The organism is Pseudomonas sp. PDM10, from assembly GCF_014852295.1.
Classification (GTDB): domain Bacteria; phylum Pseudomonadota; class Gammaproteobacteria; order Pseudomonadales; family Pseudomonadaceae; genus Aquipseudomonas.
In genome coordinates, this window is record NZ_JACVBJ010000001.1 from 1,201,911 (window position 1) to 1,218,149 (window position 16,239).

Sequence of the window (16,239 nt, forward strand, 5' to 3'; positions counted from 1 at the left end):
GCTTAGCCGAGAGTTCCTGGCAGATCGATTTGTGCATCCAGCAAGGCCATGAAGGCTCGCGCCGCATTCGATAGTGTCCTTTCTGTGTGCAGGATATAGCCTAGCTGGCGAGTGAGTTGTATGCCCGGTAAAGGTATTCGGGCCACTTGATCGTCAAGCATAGTGCGCGGCAACACGCTCCAGGCCAGGCCGATCGAGACCATCATCTTGATGGTTTCCAGATAATTCGTGCTCATGGCGATGTTTGGCGTCAGGCCTTGAGCTTCGAACAGGCGCCGGACGATGTGGTGAGTAAAGGTGTTGCCACCGGGGAAAACCGCCGGGTGCAGGGCAATGTCCGCCAGGCTGACCGGGCCGTGGCTGATCAGCGAGTGCTCCGGGGCGACCACGAAGTCCAGCGGGTCGTCCCACACCGGCGTGGCCTTGACCAATGCGTGGGGCTCCGGCGCCAGGGTGATGACCGCCAGTTCGGCGCGGCCATGGAGGATTTCTTCGTAGGCCACTTCCGAATCGAGGAACTGAATATCCAGCGCAACTTGCGGGTAACGTCGGGTGAACTCCCTTAATAAGGGGGGCAAGCGGTGCAGCCCGATGTGGTGGCTGGTGGCCAGGGTCAGGCGGCCGGACACTTCGCCGGTCAGATTGGTCAGGGCGCGGCGCGTGTCGTCCAGCACATTCAGAATCTGATAGGCCCGCGGCAGCAAGGCGCGTCCAGCCTCGGTCAGGCTGACTTCACGGCCCAGGCGATCGAACAGGCGCACCTTCAATTGCTGTTCCAACCCGGCAATTCGCTTGCTGATGGCCGGTTGCGTCAGGTGCAGCCGTTCGCCAGCGCCGGAGAAGCTACCGGTCTCGGCAATCGCGATAAAAGCATTGAGGTTGGCAAGGTCCATTGCAGTATTCCAGTTGGTTATCCAAAGCATAAAAAATATGAATTTGAGTTATTTAATGTAACCCCCTAGGATCGACCTCACAAGCCAAGGGGTTATTGAATTGTTCAAAACCCAGGGCATAGAAACACGCTGATGAGGACCGTCTGATGGCCGGCAAAACGCTTTACGACAAGCTTTGGGATTCCCATGAAGTGAAACGGCGCGACGATGGGTCGTCGCTGATCTATATCGACCGCCACATCATCCATGAAGTGACTTCGCCCCAAGCTTTCGAAGGCCTGCGACTGGCCGGGCGCAAGCCTTGGCGCGTCGACTCGATCATCGCCACCCCAGACCACAACGTACCGACCACTCCGGATCGCAAGGGCGGCATTGAAGCGATTACCGACCAGGTCTCGCGTTTGCAGGTTCAGACCCTTGATGACTATTGCGACGAATATGGCATCACCGAATTCAAAATGAATGACGTGCGTCAGGGCATCGTTCACGTGATCGGTCCGGAGCAGGGTGCCACCTTGCCGGGCATGACTGTGGTTTGCGGCGACTCGCACACCTCGACCCACGGCGCGTTTGGCGCATTGGCTCACGGCATCGGGACTTCCGAGGTCGAGCACGTGTTCGCCACGCAATGCCTGGTGGCCAAGAAAATGAAAAACATGCTGGTGTCGGTCGAAGGCAAATTGCCGTTCGGCGTGACCGCCAAGGACATCGTGCTCGCGGTGATCGGCAAGATCGGCACCGCCGGCGGCAACGGCCACGCCATCGAGTTCGCCGGCAGCGCCATTCGCGATTTGTCCGTCGAAGGCCGCATGACCATCTGCAACATGTCCATCGAAGCCGGCGCTCGTGTTGGCCTGGTGGCTGCCGACGAAAAAACCGTGGCTTACGTCAAGGGCCGTCCATTTGCCCCGAAAGGTGCGGAATGGGACATGGCGGTCGAAGCCTGGAAAGACCTGGTGTCCGACGCTGACGCCGTGTTCGACACCGTGGTCGAGCTCGACGCTACTCAGATCAAGCCGCAAGTCAGCTGGGGCACCTCGCCCGAGATGGTCCTGGCGGTTGATCAGAACGTGCCGGACCCGGCGAAGGAAATGGACCTGGTCAAACGCGGTTCCATCGAACGCGCCTTGAAATACATGGGTTTGAGCGCCAATCAGGCGATCACCGACATTCAACTCGACCGAGTGTTCATTGGCTCCTGCACCAACTCGCGGATCGAAGATTTGCGCGCTGCGGCGGTGATCGCCAAGGGCCGTAAAGTGGCTTCGACCATCAAGCAAGCCATCGTGGTGCCGGGCTCGGGCCTGGTGAAGGCGCAAGCTGAGGCCGAAGGCCTGGACAAGATTTTCCTCGAAGCCGGTTTCGAGTGGCGTGAACCGGGTTGCTCGATGTGCCTGGCGATGAACCCGGACCGTTTGGAGTCGGGCGAGCATTGCGCCTCGACCTCCAACCGCAACTTCGAAGGGCGTCAGGGCGCCGGTGGCCGTACGCACCTGGTCAGCCCGGCCATGGCCGCGGCGGCTGCCGTCCACGGTCGTTTCATCGACGTTCGCGAACTGATCTGAGGAACCGCACATGAGAGCTTTTACCCAACACACCGGTTTGGTCGCGCCATTGGACCGTGCCAACGTCGACACCGACCAGATCATTCCGAAGCAGTTCTTGAAGTCGATCAAGCGCACCGGTTTTGGTCCGAACCTGTTCGACGAATGGCGCTACCTGGACGTGGGCTATGCCTACCAGGACAACTCCAAGCGTCCGCTGAACAAGGACTTCGTGCTCAATGCCGAGCGTTATCAGGGCGCCAGCGTGCTGCTGGCCCGCGAGAACTTCGGTTGCGGCTCCAGCCGTGAACACGCGCCATGGGCGCTGGAAGAGTACGGTTTTCGCAGCATCATTGCGCCGAGCTACGCCGACATCTTCTACAACAACAGCTTCAAGAACGGCTTGTTGCCGATCATCTTGACCGACGCTGAAGTGGATGAGTTGTTCCAGCAAGTCGAGGCGAATCCTGGCTACGAGTTGACGGTCGACCTGCAAGCCCAGACCGTCACCCGGCCTGATGGCAAGGTCTACCGCTTCGAACTTGACGAGTTCCGCAAGCATTGCCTGGTCAACGGCCTGGACGACATCGGCCTGACCTTGCAGGACCACGAAGCGATTGCGGCGTTTGAAGCCAAACACCGTGCGAGCCAGCCGTGGTTGTTTCGCGACGTTTGATTCTCGGTAGGTAGTGCCGGCCTCATCGCGAGCAGGCTCGCTCCCACAGTGGATTTGCGGCGTACACAAAACCCCTGTGGGAGCGAGCCTGCTCGCGATGACGGCAGCCCCTACAACACAAAATATCAGGACATTACGATGACCAGCACCGCCCAGCACAGCCAAGTCGTACAAAAGCAATTCGGTGAACAAGCCTCGGCCTATCTGAGCAGCGCCGTACACGCTCAGGGCACCGAATTTGCGTTGCTACAGGCAGAGCTGGCAGGGCAGGGCGATGCCCGGGTGCTGGACCTGGGTTGCGGCGCCGGACATGTGAGTTTTCATGTGGCGTCGTTGGTGAAAGAAGTGGTGGCCTACGACCTGTCCCAGCAAATGCTCGACGTGGTCGCCGCAGCGGCGATTGATCGTGGTTACAGCAATGTCACGACGGTCAACGGCGCCGCCGAGCACTTGCCATTCGCCGATGGCGAATTCGATTTCGTCTTCAGCCGTTATTCGGCGCACCATTGGAGCGATCTCGGCCTGGCCCTGCGTGAGGTTCGCCGGGTGCTGAAGCCGGGCGGCGTGGCGGCGTTCATCGATGTGTTGTCACCGGGCAGTCCGTTGTTCGACACTTACCTGCAAAGCGTCGAAGTGCTGCGCGACACCAGCCATGTGCGCGATTATTCCGCCGGCGAGTGGTTGCGTCAGGTCAGCGAAGCGGGGTTGCATACCCGTAGCACTACCCGTCAACGGCTGCGTCTGGAGTACACCTCCTGGGTCGAGCGCATGCGTACACCAGAAGTGATGCGCGCCGCGATTCTGGAGTTGCAGCAATCGATGGGCAACGAAGTGCGCGACTATTTTGAGATTGAGGCCGATGGCTCGTTCAGTACAGATGTACTGGTGCTGATGGCTGAAAGATAAGCGTCAAACGAATTTTTCCGGGCGTGCCCCAAGGGCGCACCGACTGATGACATGAGGAAAGCATGAGCAAGCAGATTCTGATTCTCCCAGGTGACGGTATTGGCCCGGAAATCATGGCCGAAGCGGTCAAGGTACTGGAGCTGGCGAACGACAAGTACAGCCTGGGCTTCGAGCTGAGCCATGACGTGATCGGTGGCGCTGCCATCGACAAACACGGCGTGCCGCTGGCTGACGAAACCCTGGATCGTGCACGCGCAGCCGACGCTGTACTGCTGGGCGCCGTGGGTGGCCCGAAATGGGACACCATCGAGCGTGACATCCGCCCTGAGCGCGGCCTGCTGAAAATTCGTGCGCAACTGGGCCTGTTCGGTAACCTGCGTCCGGCGATCCTGTACCCGCAACTGGCCGAGGCTTCGAGCCTGAAGCCTGAAATTGTGGCTGGCCTGGATATCCTGATCGTCCGCGAACTGACCGGCGGCATCTACTTCGGCGCGCCACGTGGCACTCGCACCCTGGAAAACGGCGAGCGTCAGGCTTACGACACCCTGCCGTACAGCGAAAGCGAAATCCGCCGTATCGCCCGTGTCGGTTTCGACATGGCCATGGTTCGCGGCAAGAAGCTGTGCTCGGTGGACAAGGCCAACGTGCTGGCTTCCAGCCAACTGTGGCGTGAAATCGTCGAGGAAGTGGCCAAGGATTACCCAGAAGTCGAACTGAGCCACATGTACGTCGACAACGCCGCCATGCAGTTGGTGCGCGCGCCGAAGCAGTTTGACGTGATCGTCACCGACAACCTGTTCGGCGACATTCTTTCCGACCAGGCGTCGATGCTCACCGGCTCCATCGGCATGCTGCCGTCGGCGTCCCTGGATACCAACAACAAAGGCATGTACGAGCCGTGCCACGGTTCGGCGCCGGACATCGCTGGCAAAGGCATTGCCAACCCGTTGGCGACCATTTTGTCGGTGTCGATGATGCTGCGTTACAGCTTCAATCTGCAGGATGCGGCTGATGCGATCGAGAAGGCCGTCAGTCTGGTATTGGACCAAGGCCTGCGTACTGGCGACATCTGGTCGGCCGGTTGCACTAAAGTCGGTACGCAGGAAATGGGCGACGCAGTAGTCGCCGCGCTGCGGAATCTGTAATCTCTCTGGCCCGCTGCAACTTTCACTCTTGAAAGCAGCGGCCCACTTTTTAAAGAAGGTGTAGTTGCGATGAAACGTGTAGGTCTGATCGGTTGGCGCGGTATGGTCGGTTCCGTGCTCATGCAGCGGATGCTGGAAGAGCAGGATTTCGATCTTATTGAGCCGGTGTTTTTCACCACTTCCAATGTCGGTGGCCAAGGCCCGTCCGTGGGCAAGGACATTGCTCCGCTCAAGGACGCTTACAGCATTGATGAGCTGAAAACCCTCGACGTGATTCTGACCTGCCAGGGTGGCGACTACACCAGCGAAGTGTTCCCGAAGCTGCGCGAAGCCGGCTGGCAGGGTTACTGGATCGACGCCGCTTCCAGCCTGCGCATGCAGGATGACGCGGTGATCGTGCTGGACCCGGTGAACCGCAAGGTCATCGACCAGCAACTCGACGCGGGCACCAAGAACTACATCGGCGGCAACTGCACCGTCAGCCTGATGCTGATGGGCCTGGGCGGTCTGTTCGAAGCCGGTCTGGTGGAGTGGATGAGCGCCATGACCTATCAGGCGGCCTCCGGTGGCGGCGCGCAGCACATGCGTGAACTGATCAAGCAAATGGGTGTGACCCACGCCGCTGTCGCCGATCAACTGGCCGACCCGGCCAGCGCCATCCTCGACATCGATCGTCGTGTCGCCGAAGCCATGCGCAGCGACGCGTACCCGACCGAGAACTTCGGCGTACCGCTGGCCGGCAGCCTGATCCCGTGGATCGACAAGGAACTGCCGAACGGCCAGAGCCGCGAAGAGTGGAAGGCCCAGGCTGAGACCAACAAGATCCTGGGTCGCTTCAAGAGCCCGATCCCGGTCGATGGTATCTGCGTGCGTATCGGCGCCATGCGCTGCCACAGCCAAGCGCTGACCATCAAACTGAACAAAGACGTGCCGATCGCTGATATCGAAGGGCTGATCAGCCAGCACAACCCTTGGGTCAAACTGGTGCCGAACAGCCGCGAAATCAGCATGCAGGAGCTGAGCCCTACAAAGGTCACCGGTACCCTGAACGTGCCGGTTGGCCGTCTGCGCAAGCTGAACATGGGCACGCAGTACGTTGGCGCGTTCACCGTTGGCGACCAACTGTTGTGGGGCGCGGCCGAACCGCTGCGTCGCATGCTGCGGATCCTGCTTGAGCGTTGATCGGTTGAAGTCATAAAAGAACCCGTGCCTTGAAAGAGGTACGGGTTTTTTTGTTCCCGCCGATCGTTCCCACGCTCTGCGTGGGAATGCATCCCGTGACGCTCCGCGTCACTGCCTCAACGACGGACGCAGAGCGTCCATGGCGGCATTCCCACGCAGAGCGTGGGAACGATCGGGGTGGGCGTGAATTGCCTGCATGCCAACCACCCGGTAAAGTGCCGCTCCCCCCGTTTCGCCAGAGGTAGAACCATGAGCCAGTCCTTTGATATTGCCGTGATCGGCGCCACCGGTACTGTCGGCGAAACGCTCGTGCAGATTCTCGAAGAGCGCGACTTCCCGGTCGGCAATCTGCACCTGCTCGCCAGCAGCGAATCGGCCGGGCATTCAGTGCCGTTTCGCGGCAAGAACGTACGGGTGCGGGAAGTCGATGAGTTCGACTTCAGTAAAGTCCAGCTGGTGTTCTTCGCTGCCGGCCCGGCGGTAACCCTGAGTTTCGCTTCGCGTGCCACAGCCGCCGGTTGCTCGCTGATCGACCTGTCCGGCGCCTTGCCGGCTGATCAGGCGCCACAGGTCGTGCCTGAAGCCAACGCGCAGGTGCTGGCCGGTTTGAAAAAGCCGTTCCAGGTCAGCAGTCCAAGCCCTTCGGCCACTACACTGGCGGTTGTGCTGGCACCGTTGCTCGGCTTGCTCGATCTGCAACGCATCAATTTGACCGCCAGCCTGGCCGTCTCCGCCCAAGGCCGCGAAGCCGTGACCGAGCTGGCACGGCAAACGGCCGAGCTGCTCAATGTGCGTCCGCTGGAGCCGACCTTCTTCGATCGGCAGATGGCCTTCAACCTGCTGGCGCAAGTGGGCAAGCCTGATGATCAGGGCCATACGCTGCTGGAAAAACGCCTGGTGCGCGAACTGCGTCAGGTCATGGCGCTGCCTTTATTAAAGATTTCCGTGACTTGCATTCAAGCCCCGGTGTTTTTTGGCGATAGCTTTAACGTGACCTTGCAGTCAGCGAGCGACATCGACCTGGCAAAAGTCAACGCCGCCCTGGAAGACGCGCCCGGTATCGAGTTGGTGGAAGCCGGCGATTACCCGACGCCGGTAGGTGATGCGGTAGGGCAGGACGTGGTCTACGTTGGTCGGGTTCGCCACGGGATCGACGACCTGTCGGAACTTAATTTGTGGCTGACGTCAGATAACGTACGCAAAGGCGCCGCGCTCAATGCTGTGCAGGTGGCTGAATTGTTGATAAAAGACCTGCTGTAAAAGATACTTGGCAACAATTTGTCGAATGAATCCAGCCGGGCGCTATGCTTGGTCGGACTGCTGAAGGCGGGCTCCCTGGGGGGCTTTGCGTGGCATGAATGAAATGATCGCGCGCGATGACTCTTCGCCGCCGCGCGCAATGCCTTACGGCAGCGACTATCAATACCTTCTCGCTGGCCGAGGAATGTTCAAACAAAGGATGAGGCTATGGTTCAAGTTCGCAAACTGGTGTTAGCAATAGCGGCCGCCTCGGCGCTGTCCTCCGGTATGGCGCATGCCCTCGGGCTCGGGGAATTGACCCTGAAGTCGACGCTGAACCAGCCCCTGGTGGCAGAAATCGAGTTGCTCGACGTCAAGGACCTCTCCGCTGCCGAAGTGGTGCCGAGCCTGGCTTCGCCTGAAGATTTCGCCAAGGCCGGTGTCGACCGCCAGGCGTTTCTCAATGACCTGACCTTTACCCCGGTGCTCAACGCCAGCGGCAAAAGCATCCTGCGTGTGACGTCCAGCAAACCACTCTCCGAACCCATGGTGAAATTCCTGGTGCAGGTGATGTGGCCCAACGGTCGCCTGCTGCGCGATTACAGCGTGCTGCTCGATCCGTCCAAATTCTCGCCGCAAACCGCTGAAGCGGCTGCGCAGCCTGCACCGACGCAAACCGTCACCGCACCGGTGACCGGTGGCACCAAAGCAACCCAATACACCACCGCGCCGCGCGATACCCTGTGGGAAATCGCCGAGAAGACGCGCAATGGCGGCTCGGTCCAGCAAACCATGCTGGCCATCCAGGCGTTGAATCCGGATGCCTTTATCGACGGCAACATCAACCGGTTGAAAGCCGGTCAGGTGCTGCGTCTGCCGGATCAGGCGCAGAGCACCAATCTGCCGCAACCGAAGGCAATTGCCGAAGTCTCCGCGCAGAACACCGCGTGGCGTCAGGGTCGTCGCTACGTGGCGAAGCCCGGGACCGGACAGCAGCAGCTCGATGCCACCAAGCGCGCTCGCGGTGAAGGCCCTTCGTCGCAAACGGCGACAGACAAGCTGAGCCTGGTCTCTGCCGAGTCCGGCAAGGCCGGAGGCAAAGGCGCAGCGGGCGAAGCCAAGAATTTGAGCAACAAGCTGGCCGTGACCCAGGAAAGCCTCGACACGACCCGTCGTGACAACGCCGAACTGAAAAGCCGCATGACCGATCTGCAAAGTCAGCTGGACAAGCTGCAACGCCTGATCGAACTGAAAAACAATCAACTGGCCAAGTTGCAGGCTGAAGGCGCGGCGGGTGCGCCGGCATCTGCTGAGACCCCTCCGGCGATGTCAGCCGAACTGGCGGCCAATTCTGATGCAACGCCTGCACCTGCGCCTGAAGCGGCTGCTCCCGAGGCCGCTGCGCCTCCGGCCGAGCAGCCTGTCGAGCCGACGCCGGCAGCCTCCGACGATCAGCAATTCAAGGAACTGCTGACCAATCCGTGGCTGCTGGGCTTGGCAGGTGGCGGTGCCGTGGTGGCGTTGTTCCTGCTGTTGTTGCTGGCACGTCGCCGCAAAGCCCAGCAAGAAGCCGAGAAGCATGTGCGCATGGCCCGTGATTTGGCCGAGGAGCAGGCGTTCTCCGCTGAACTCGACCTGCCAAAAGGCATCTTCGATGATTTGGAAGTGCCGCCGCCGAGCGTGAAGCTCGCTACCGCGCCAACCCCAACGCCACCGCCTGCACCAGCCAAGGCTCCCGCGCCGGCTCCGGTGATTGCTCCGGTTGTGGTAACGCCGCCGATCGCTGCGCCATTGGTTTCGCCTGCTGGCGAGCGCAATGACGATGTGTTGAGCAAGGCGCAGTCGCACATCACTGCCGGTCGTCTGAATCAGGCGGCTGCCTTGCTGGAAGACGGGATCAAGCAAGAGCCGCAACGCAGTGACTTGCGCCTCAAGCTGATGGAAGTCTACGGTCAGCAAGGCGATCGCGATGCATTCGTTGCCCAGGAACGCCAGCTGGTGGCCAACGGGGACAACTTTGCTCAGGTCGAAAAACTCAAGAGCCGCTTCCCGGCCATGGTCATTGCGGCAGCCGGTGGTATCGCAGCCGCTGCGATCGCTGCCGAACTGGACGCGCAATACGTCAAGGATCTGCTGCTGGACGAGCCTGAGGCGCCGGCACCGGCAGTGCCTGATGACTTCGACACTGCGTTCGATTTAAGCCTGGATGATCTGGAAACTGCCTCGGCGGCAGGGGTTGCACCAGAGCCAGAGCCAGAACCGGAACCAGAACTCGATGATCTCGACAGTGCTTTCGATTTGAGCCTGGATGATCTGGAAACTGCCTCGCCGGCAGTGGTTGCACCCGAGCCAGCACCCGAACCAGCATCAGAAAAACCTGAACCTGAGCTCGATGATCTCGACAGTGCCTTCGATTTGAGCCTGGATGATCTGGAAGCGGCCTCTCCGGCAGTGGTTGCACCAGAATCAGAACCAAAAGCAGAGCCAGTGTCTGTGGCTGAGCTGGACGCGTTCCCGCTGGACGACGACCTGAGCTTCGAGTCGGTGTTGCAGCAGCAGACCGACATCAAGGAAAACCTCGATGACCTGTCGGACTTCGACCTGGATATGGATCTCGGTGGGGATGCCTCGCCGGCGACCCTGGCCGAAGACGACTTCCTGTTGAGCCTGGATGACGGCGTCAAGGACCTTGATATACCTGTCGCTGAAGCGCCGGCTGTTCCTGCGGCTGCGCTGGACGATCTGGAGCTGCCAGCCGATTTCGACCTGTCGCTGGCTGACGAAATGGACGCGCCAGACGCTCCGGACGCGTTTGCCGCCGAACTGGAAGACGTCAACGCCGAACTGGATCGTCTGTCCCAGAGCCTTGGCGAGCCGAGCTTCACGGCGGAAGATGCGATGGCCTCCGCCGCTGACGAGCCGGAATTCGATTTCCTTTCCGGCACCGACGAAGTCGCGACCAAACTCGATCTGGCCCAGGCCTACATCGACATGGGCGACGCCGACGGCGCCCGGGACATCCTCAATGAAGTGGTGACCGAGGGTGATTCAGGTCAGAAGACCGAAGCCAAGGAAATGCTTTCGCGTCTGGCTTGATTGATCGGTAAGGCGTAAACAAAACGGCAGCCCATTGAGGCTGCCGTTTTGTTTCAGTCCACGACAGCTCGTTCCCACGCTCTGCGTGGGAATGCCGCCAGGGACGCTCCGCGTTCCGCTTCTGAATGTGACGCAGAGCGTCACGGGATGCATTCCCACGCAGAGCGTGGGAACGATCAACCCCGACACGTAAGGCCACAAAAAACATACGCCTCTGGCGTCCCTGCCTGACAGCCTTATAATGCCCGCCTTTGCGTATATCAGCAGGCTGTCACTCCTTGGCAAATATAGATAATCCGGCCGCCGAACTGGCGGCCGAGGGCTTTTTCCGGATCGCTTTAGGCGTTGAATACAAAGGCTCGCGCTATCGCGGCTGGCAGCGCCAGGCCTCCGGCGTACTCACCGTGCAGGAGACGCTCGAAAAGGCCTTGTCCAAAGTCGCCGACTCACCGGTGTCACTGCTCTGCGCCGGGCGTACGGATGCCGGCGTGCATGCGTGCGGCCAGGTGGTGCATTTCGATACTCAGGTCGAGCGTTCGATGAAAGCCTGGGTCATGGGCGCCAATATCAATTTGCCTCACGACGTCAGTGTCAGCTGGGCCAAGGTCATGCCGGCGCATTTTCATGCGCGGTTCAAGGCCATTGCCCGGCGCTATCGCTACGTGATCTACAACGATCAGATCCGCCCGGCGCACCTGAACGAAGAAATCACCTGGAATCACCGTCCGCTAGACGTCGAGCGCATGGCCGAGGCGGCGCAGTACCTGGTCGGCACCCACGATTTCAGCGCTTTCCGTGCCGGCCAGTGCCAGGCCAAATCGCCGATCAAGGAACTGCATCACCTGCGCGTCACGCGCCACGGCAAGATGATCGTGCTGGACATCCGCGCCAGCGCCTTCCTGCACCACATGGTGCGCAACATTGCTGGCGTGCTGATGACCATCGGTGCCGGGGAGCGCCCGGTGGAGTGGATGAAAGAAGTGCTGGAGAGCCGCATTCGCCGTTCCGGTGGGGTGACGGCGCACCCGTACGGCCTGTACCTGGTGCAGGTCGAGTACCGCGACGAGTTCCAATTGCCCGAGCGTTACATCGGGCCGCACTTCCTGACCGGTTTCTCGGAACTTGACGGCTGACGACCTCGAACGCTTTTGTTACCATCCGGGACTTTCTCGGATTTACCTTGGGGTTCTATCGACATGTCGGCCGTTCGCAGCAAGATTTGTGGGATTACCCGCATAGAAGATGCGTTGGCGGCGGTTGAGGCCGGGGCTGATGCGATCGGATTTGTGTTCTACGCCAAAAGCCCTCGGGCCGTGACGTTTCAGCAGGCGCGCTCGATCATCGAGGCGTTGCCGCCGTTCGTGACCACCGTAGGGTTGTTCGTCAACGCCAGCCGCTGCGAGTTGGGGGAAATCCTCGATGCCGTGCCGCTGGACCTGTTGCAGTTCCATGGCGACGAAACCGCGGCCGAGTGCGAAGGCTGGCACCGTCCGTACATCAAGGCGCTGCGGGTCAAGGCCGGTGACGACATCGCGGCCGCATGCGATGCGTTTCCAGGCGCCAGCGGTATCCTGCTCGACGCCTACGTTGAAGGCGTACCCGGCGGAACCGGTGAAGCGTTTGACTGGTCTCTGATACCGCAAGGCTTGAGCAAGCCGATCATCCTGGCGGGTGGCTTGACGCCGGACAACGTCGCCGAGGCGATTGCAAGGGTTCGGCCTTATGCCGTGGACGTCAGCGGCGGGGTGGAGGCGAGCAAGGGCATCAAGGATCACGCAAAGATTCAGGCATTCATCAAAGCGGTACGCGGAAGCTGATGTGACGGCTGGCACACTGCCGCCGTCCACAGGCATGGCTGAGGGTTTTTGGGGTGTACGCAGGTCACGCTTCACTGACCCGGCAACCCATCGATCATCGCCACACACATGAATTTAGCTCAAGGGCATACGCGGGGCTGCGAACCAGAGTGTTCGGGCCGCCGGTACTGGAGAAAGAAAGCATGAGCAACTGGTTAGTAGACAAACTGATCCCTTCGATCATGCGTTCCGAGGTCAAGAAGAGCTCGGTGCCTGAAGGTCTTTGGCACAAATGCCCGTCTTGCGAGGCTGTGCTGTATCGTCCGGAGCTGGAAAAGACCCTGGACGTTTGCCCCAAGTGCAACCACCACATGCGTATCGGCGCACGCGCCCGCATTGATATCTTCCTTGACGCTGAAGGCCGTGCCGAACTGGGCGCGGACCTGGAGCCGGTTGACCGTCTGAAGTTCCGCGACGGCAAGAAGTACAAGGATCGTCTGAGCGCTGCGCAGAAGCAGACCGGCGAAAAAGACGCCCTGATCTCCATGAGCGGCTCTCTGTTGGGCATGCCGGTCGTGGTGTCGGCCTTTGAATTCTCCTTCATGGGTGGTTCGATGGGCGCCATCGTTGGTGAGCGTTTTGTTCGCGCTGCCAACTACGCGTTGGAAAACCGTTGCCCGATGATCTGCTTCGCCGCTTCCGGCGGTGCGCGGATGCAGGAAGCCCTGATTTCTCTGATGCAAATGGCCAAGACCTCTGCGGTGCTGGCGCGTCTGCGTGAAGAAGGCATTCCGTTCATCTCCGTGCTGACCGACCCGGTCTACGGTGGTGTTTCCGCCAGTCTGGCGATGCTCGGCGACGTGATTGTCGGTGAGCCGAAAGCCCTGATCGGCTTCGCCGGTCCGCGCGTGATCGAGCAGACCGTGCGTGAAAAACTGCCGGAAGGCTTCCAGCGCAGCGAATTCCTGCTGGAACACGGTGCGATCGACATGATCATCCACCGCCAGGAACTGCGTCCGCGTCTGGGCAATCTGCTGGCACAAATGATGGGCCTGCCGACGCCGAAATTCGTCGCCGCGCCAATCGAGCCAATCGTGGTTCCACCGGTACCCGCCAACCTATGATCGAACGTACCCTTGGCGAGTGGCTCGCCTACCTTGAGCAGTTGCACCCTTCAGCCATCGACATGGGCCTGGAGCGCTCGCAACAGGTAGCGTCCCGCATGGGACTGGGCAAGCCGGCGCCTCGGGTGATTACGGTCACCGGCACCAACGGCAAAGGTTCTACCTGCGCATTCGTGGCTTCGTTGCTGCGGGCGCAGGGCCTGAGCGTCGGTGTCTACAATTCTCCGCACCTGCTGCGTTACAACGAGCGGGTGCAGGTCAATGGTGTCGAAGCCACTGATGCCGAGCTGTGCAAAGCCTTTGCTGCGGTCGAGGCGGGGCGTGGCGACACATCCCTGACGTACTTCGAAATGGGCACCCTCGCGGCGTTCTGGCTGTTTCAAAACGCCAGTCTCGATGCAGTGGTGCTGGAAGTCGGGCTGGGCGGGCGTCTGGACACGGTCAATGTGGTCGATGCCGACATGGCGCTGGTCACCAGCATCGGTGTCGATCACGCGGACTATCTGGGCGATACCCGTGAATCCGTAGCGTTCGAAAAGGCCGGCATCTTCCGCCAGGGCGCGCCTGCGCTGTGTGGCGACCTGAATCCTCCACAGCCTCTGCTGGATAAAGCGCGCGAGCTCAATTGCCCGTTTTTCCTGCGTGGGCGCGATTTCGACCTCGGCATCACCGATCACAACTGGCAATGGCGCGGTCTTGACGCTCAAGGGCGTGTGGTTGAGCTGCATGATCTGCCGTTGCTCGATCTGCCGATGGAAAACGCCGCGCTGGCGTTGCAGGCTTACCTGTTGCTCGGGTTGCCTTGGGTGGATGCCCACATTATTGCTGCGCTGAAAGCCACACGGGTGGTCGGTCGCCTCGATCGCCGTCAGTTTGACTGGCAGGGCAAGCGCCTGAACCTGTTGCTGGACGTGGGGCATAACCCCCATGCGGCAGAGTATCTGGCTCGCCGTCTGGCCAGCCGTCCACCGGCTGGCAAGCGTCTGGCAGTGTTCGGACTGTTGGCAGACAAGGATCTGGATGGTGTTGTCGGTGAATTGAATGCTAGTGTCCAGCATTGGGCCGTCGCGCCGCTGGATTCACCGCGAGCACGCCCGGTTGCCGATTTGCACGCGGCGTTGCGCAACCTTGGCGCCTCGGTAACATCCTATGACAGCGTGGCCGCCGCCCTGGAAGGGCAGTGCGCGCTGGCGACGAGCGACGACGAGATTCTGTTGTTCGGATCATTTTATTGTGTCGCCGAGGCCCTCGAATGGCTGGCCCGGCGCTCCACGGAGGAAGCGGCAAATGGCATTGCTGGATAAGGCATACAAACAGCGCATGGTCGGCGCCCTGGTTCTGGTAGCGCTGGCGGTGATTTTCCTGCCGATGCTGTTTTCCCGTCAGGATGAACAGCGTCAAGTGACGGTTGACGCCCCGGCTGCGCCGCAAGCGCCTGCGGTGCCGCCAGTTCAGGTCGATCCGGTGGTGGTGCCTGAGCCGCAAGCGCTGCCTCAGGAACCTGTGCCGAGTGATGATGAAATCGCTCAGCAAGAAGCACCGTCGACAGCGATTGCCCCGAGTGCGCCGGTGGCGCCTGCGCCTGCCGCCAAACCGGTCGCGCCAGCACCTGCGCCGGTCAACAAACCAACGGTTGCACCTGGCCAGCCCATCACGGCTGCACCGGGCAAGCCGGACACGACCCAAAGCCGCGTCGATGCCAATGGCCTGTCGGTCAGTTGGTCGGTGCAACTGGCCAGCCTGTCGAGCCGTGCAAGTGCAGAAAGCCTGCAGAAATCCCTGCGCAGCCAAGGCTACAACGCCTACATTCGTACTGCCGACGGCAAGAATCGGGTGTTTGTCGGGCCGCTGATCGAGCGGGCAGAAGCCGATCGTCTGCGTGACTTGTTGAGCCGCCAGCAGAACCTCAAGGGTTTTGTGGTGCGTTTCCAGCCTGAGCGTGGCTAAAACTATCGACCTGATTTGAAATGCACTGACAATCGCAGCTTACCGACAGCCATGCGCTCTGCTAAAATGCGCCGCCTTATCCGTCTGTAGGCTGCACTGTGCCATTTACCTGGGTTGACTGGGCGATCGTTGCAATCGTCGCCATCTCCGCATTGATCAGTCTGAGCCGCGGCTTTGTCAAAGAAGCACTGTCGCTGGTGACCTGGATCATCGCAGGAGTCGTCGCCTGGATGTTCGGTGGTTCATTGTCCGAGTACCTCGCCGGATACATCCAAACGCCGTCGGCCCGTGTGATCACGGGCTGTGCCATCATGTTTGTCGCCACGTTAATCGTAGGCGCGATGATCAATTATCTTATCGGCGAATTGGTTCGCGTCACCGGGCTGTCCGGGACCGATCGATTCCTCGGCATGGCCTTCGGCGCCGCGCGTGGCGTGTTGCTGGTGGTCGTGGCGGTCGGGCTGTTGAGCCTGGGGCCGGTACAGCAGGACGGGTGGTGGAAAGAGTCACAGCTCGTGCCAAAATTTCTATTGGTTGCAGACTGGTCCAAAAACCTGATTCTGGGGTGGAGCAGTCAGTGGCTTGCCAGCGGTATCAGCGTACCCGCTGAGATACCGTTCAAGGAGCACCTCTTGCCGATGGCCAAAACGCCTCAGTGAGTTGTGTTCAGTTCAGATCCATTAAGTAGGGG

The 16,239-nt window shown here is 60.5% G+C and carries 14 protein-coding genes; 13 read left to right on the plus strand and 1 reads right to left on the minus strand.

Annotated features, from left to right (window positions below):
* Window positions 1-2: 2 nt before the first annotated feature.
* Window positions 3-893 carry a LysR family transcriptional regulator gene (locus IB252_RS05650; RefSeq protein ID WP_111450539.1) on the minus strand — a complete coding sequence of 297 codons (891 nt, stop codon included), beginning with the start codon at window positions 891-893 and terminating at the stop codon, window positions 3-5.
* Between the two features lie 146 nt (window positions 894-1,039).
* On the opposite strand from IB252_RS05650, the gene leuC reads away from it, so the two are divergent.
* The 13 genes from leuC to IB252_RS05715 all read left to right on the plus strand — a co-directional run bounded on the left by leuC (window position 1,040) and on the right by IB252_RS05715 (window position 16,207).
* The gene (gene leuC / locus IB252_RS05655; protein ID WP_008151269.1) at window positions 1,040-2,458 is read left to right on the plus strand and encodes a 3-isopropylmalate dehydratase large subunit; all 1,419 of its coding nucleotides are present in this window, start codon (window positions 1,040-1,042) and stop codon (window positions 2,456-2,458) included.
* A gap of 10 nt (window positions 2,459-2,468) precedes the next feature.
* Window positions 2,469-3,113, plus strand: a complete 645-nt coding sequence (leuD, locus tag IB252_RS05660; protein ID WP_192407338.1) for a 3-isopropylmalate dehydratase small subunit — start codon at window positions 2,469-2,471, stop codon at window positions 3,111-3,113.
* A 138-nt stretch (window positions 3,114-3,251) separates the two neighbouring features.
* Complete coding sequence (locus IB252_RS05665) at window positions 3,252-4,019, plus strand: class I SAM-dependent methyltransferase (protein WP_192407339.1); 768 nt, start codon at window positions 3,252-3,254, stop codon at window positions 4,017-4,019.
* Window positions 4,020-4,081: 62 nt separating this feature from the next.
* On the plus strand, window positions 4,082-5,164 hold the full coding sequence (gene leuB, locus IB252_RS05670) for a 3-isopropylmalate dehydrogenase (protein WP_111450537.1): 1,083 nt from the start codon (window positions 4,082-4,084) through the stop codon (window positions 5,162-5,164).
* Between the two features lie 69 nt (window positions 5,165-5,233).
* Window positions 5,234-6,346: an aspartate-semialdehyde dehydrogenase gene (gene asd / locus IB252_RS05675; protein ID WP_192407340.1), complete on the plus strand. Its 1,113-nt coding sequence runs from the start codon at window positions 5,234-5,236 to the stop codon at window positions 6,344-6,346.
* A gap of 249 nt (window positions 6,347-6,595) precedes the next feature.
* Window positions 6,596-7,606: an aspartate-semialdehyde dehydrogenase gene (locus IB252_RS05680; RefSeq protein WP_111450535.1), complete on the plus strand. Its 1,011-nt coding sequence runs from the start codon at window positions 6,596-6,598 to the stop codon at window positions 7,604-7,606.
* Between the two features lie 207 nt (window positions 7,607-7,813).
* Window positions 7,814-10,681 (plus strand): FimV family protein, encoded by a 2,868-nt coding sequence (locus IB252_RS05685; RefSeq protein ID WP_192407341.1) that lies wholly within the window; start codon window positions 7,814-7,816, stop codon window positions 10,679-10,681.
* 278 nt (window positions 10,682-10,959) lie between these two features.
* Window positions 10,960-11,814, plus strand: a complete 855-nt coding sequence (truA, locus tag IB252_RS05690) for a tRNA pseudouridine(38-40) synthase TruA (protein ID WP_111450533.1) — start codon at window positions 10,960-10,962, stop codon at window positions 11,812-11,814.
* 63 nt (window positions 11,815-11,877) lie between these two features.
* Window positions 11,878-12,498, plus strand: a complete 621-nt coding sequence (locus tag IB252_RS05695) for a phosphoribosylanthranilate isomerase (RefSeq protein ID WP_111450532.1) — start codon at window positions 11,878-11,880, stop codon at window positions 12,496-12,498.
* A gap of 182 nt (window positions 12,499-12,680) precedes the next feature.
* Complete coding sequence (gene accD / locus IB252_RS05700; protein ID WP_111450531.1) at window positions 12,681-13,601, plus strand: acetyl-CoA carboxylase, carboxyltransferase subunit beta; 921 nt, start codon at window positions 12,681-12,683, stop codon at window positions 13,599-13,601.
* On the plus strand, window positions 13,598-14,905 hold the full coding sequence (gene folC / locus IB252_RS05705; RefSeq protein WP_192407342.1) for a bifunctional tetrahydrofolate synthase/dihydrofolate synthase: 1,308 nt from the start codon (window positions 13,598-13,600) through the stop codon (window positions 14,903-14,905). Before accD ends, folC begins: the two co-directional genes overlap by 4 nt.
* Window positions 14,889-15,548 (plus strand): SPOR domain-containing protein, encoded by a 660-nt coding sequence (locus tag IB252_RS05710; RefSeq protein WP_111450529.1) that lies wholly within the window; start codon window positions 14,889-14,891, stop codon window positions 15,546-15,548. Before folC ends, IB252_RS05710 begins: the two co-directional genes overlap by 17 nt.
* A 98-nt stretch (window positions 15,549-15,646) precedes the next feature.
* Window positions 15,647-16,207, plus strand: a complete 561-nt coding sequence (locus tag IB252_RS05715) for a CvpA family protein (RefSeq protein WP_008145596.1) — start codon at window positions 15,647-15,649, stop codon at window positions 16,205-16,207.
* Window positions 16,208-16,239: the final 32 nt, after the last annotated feature.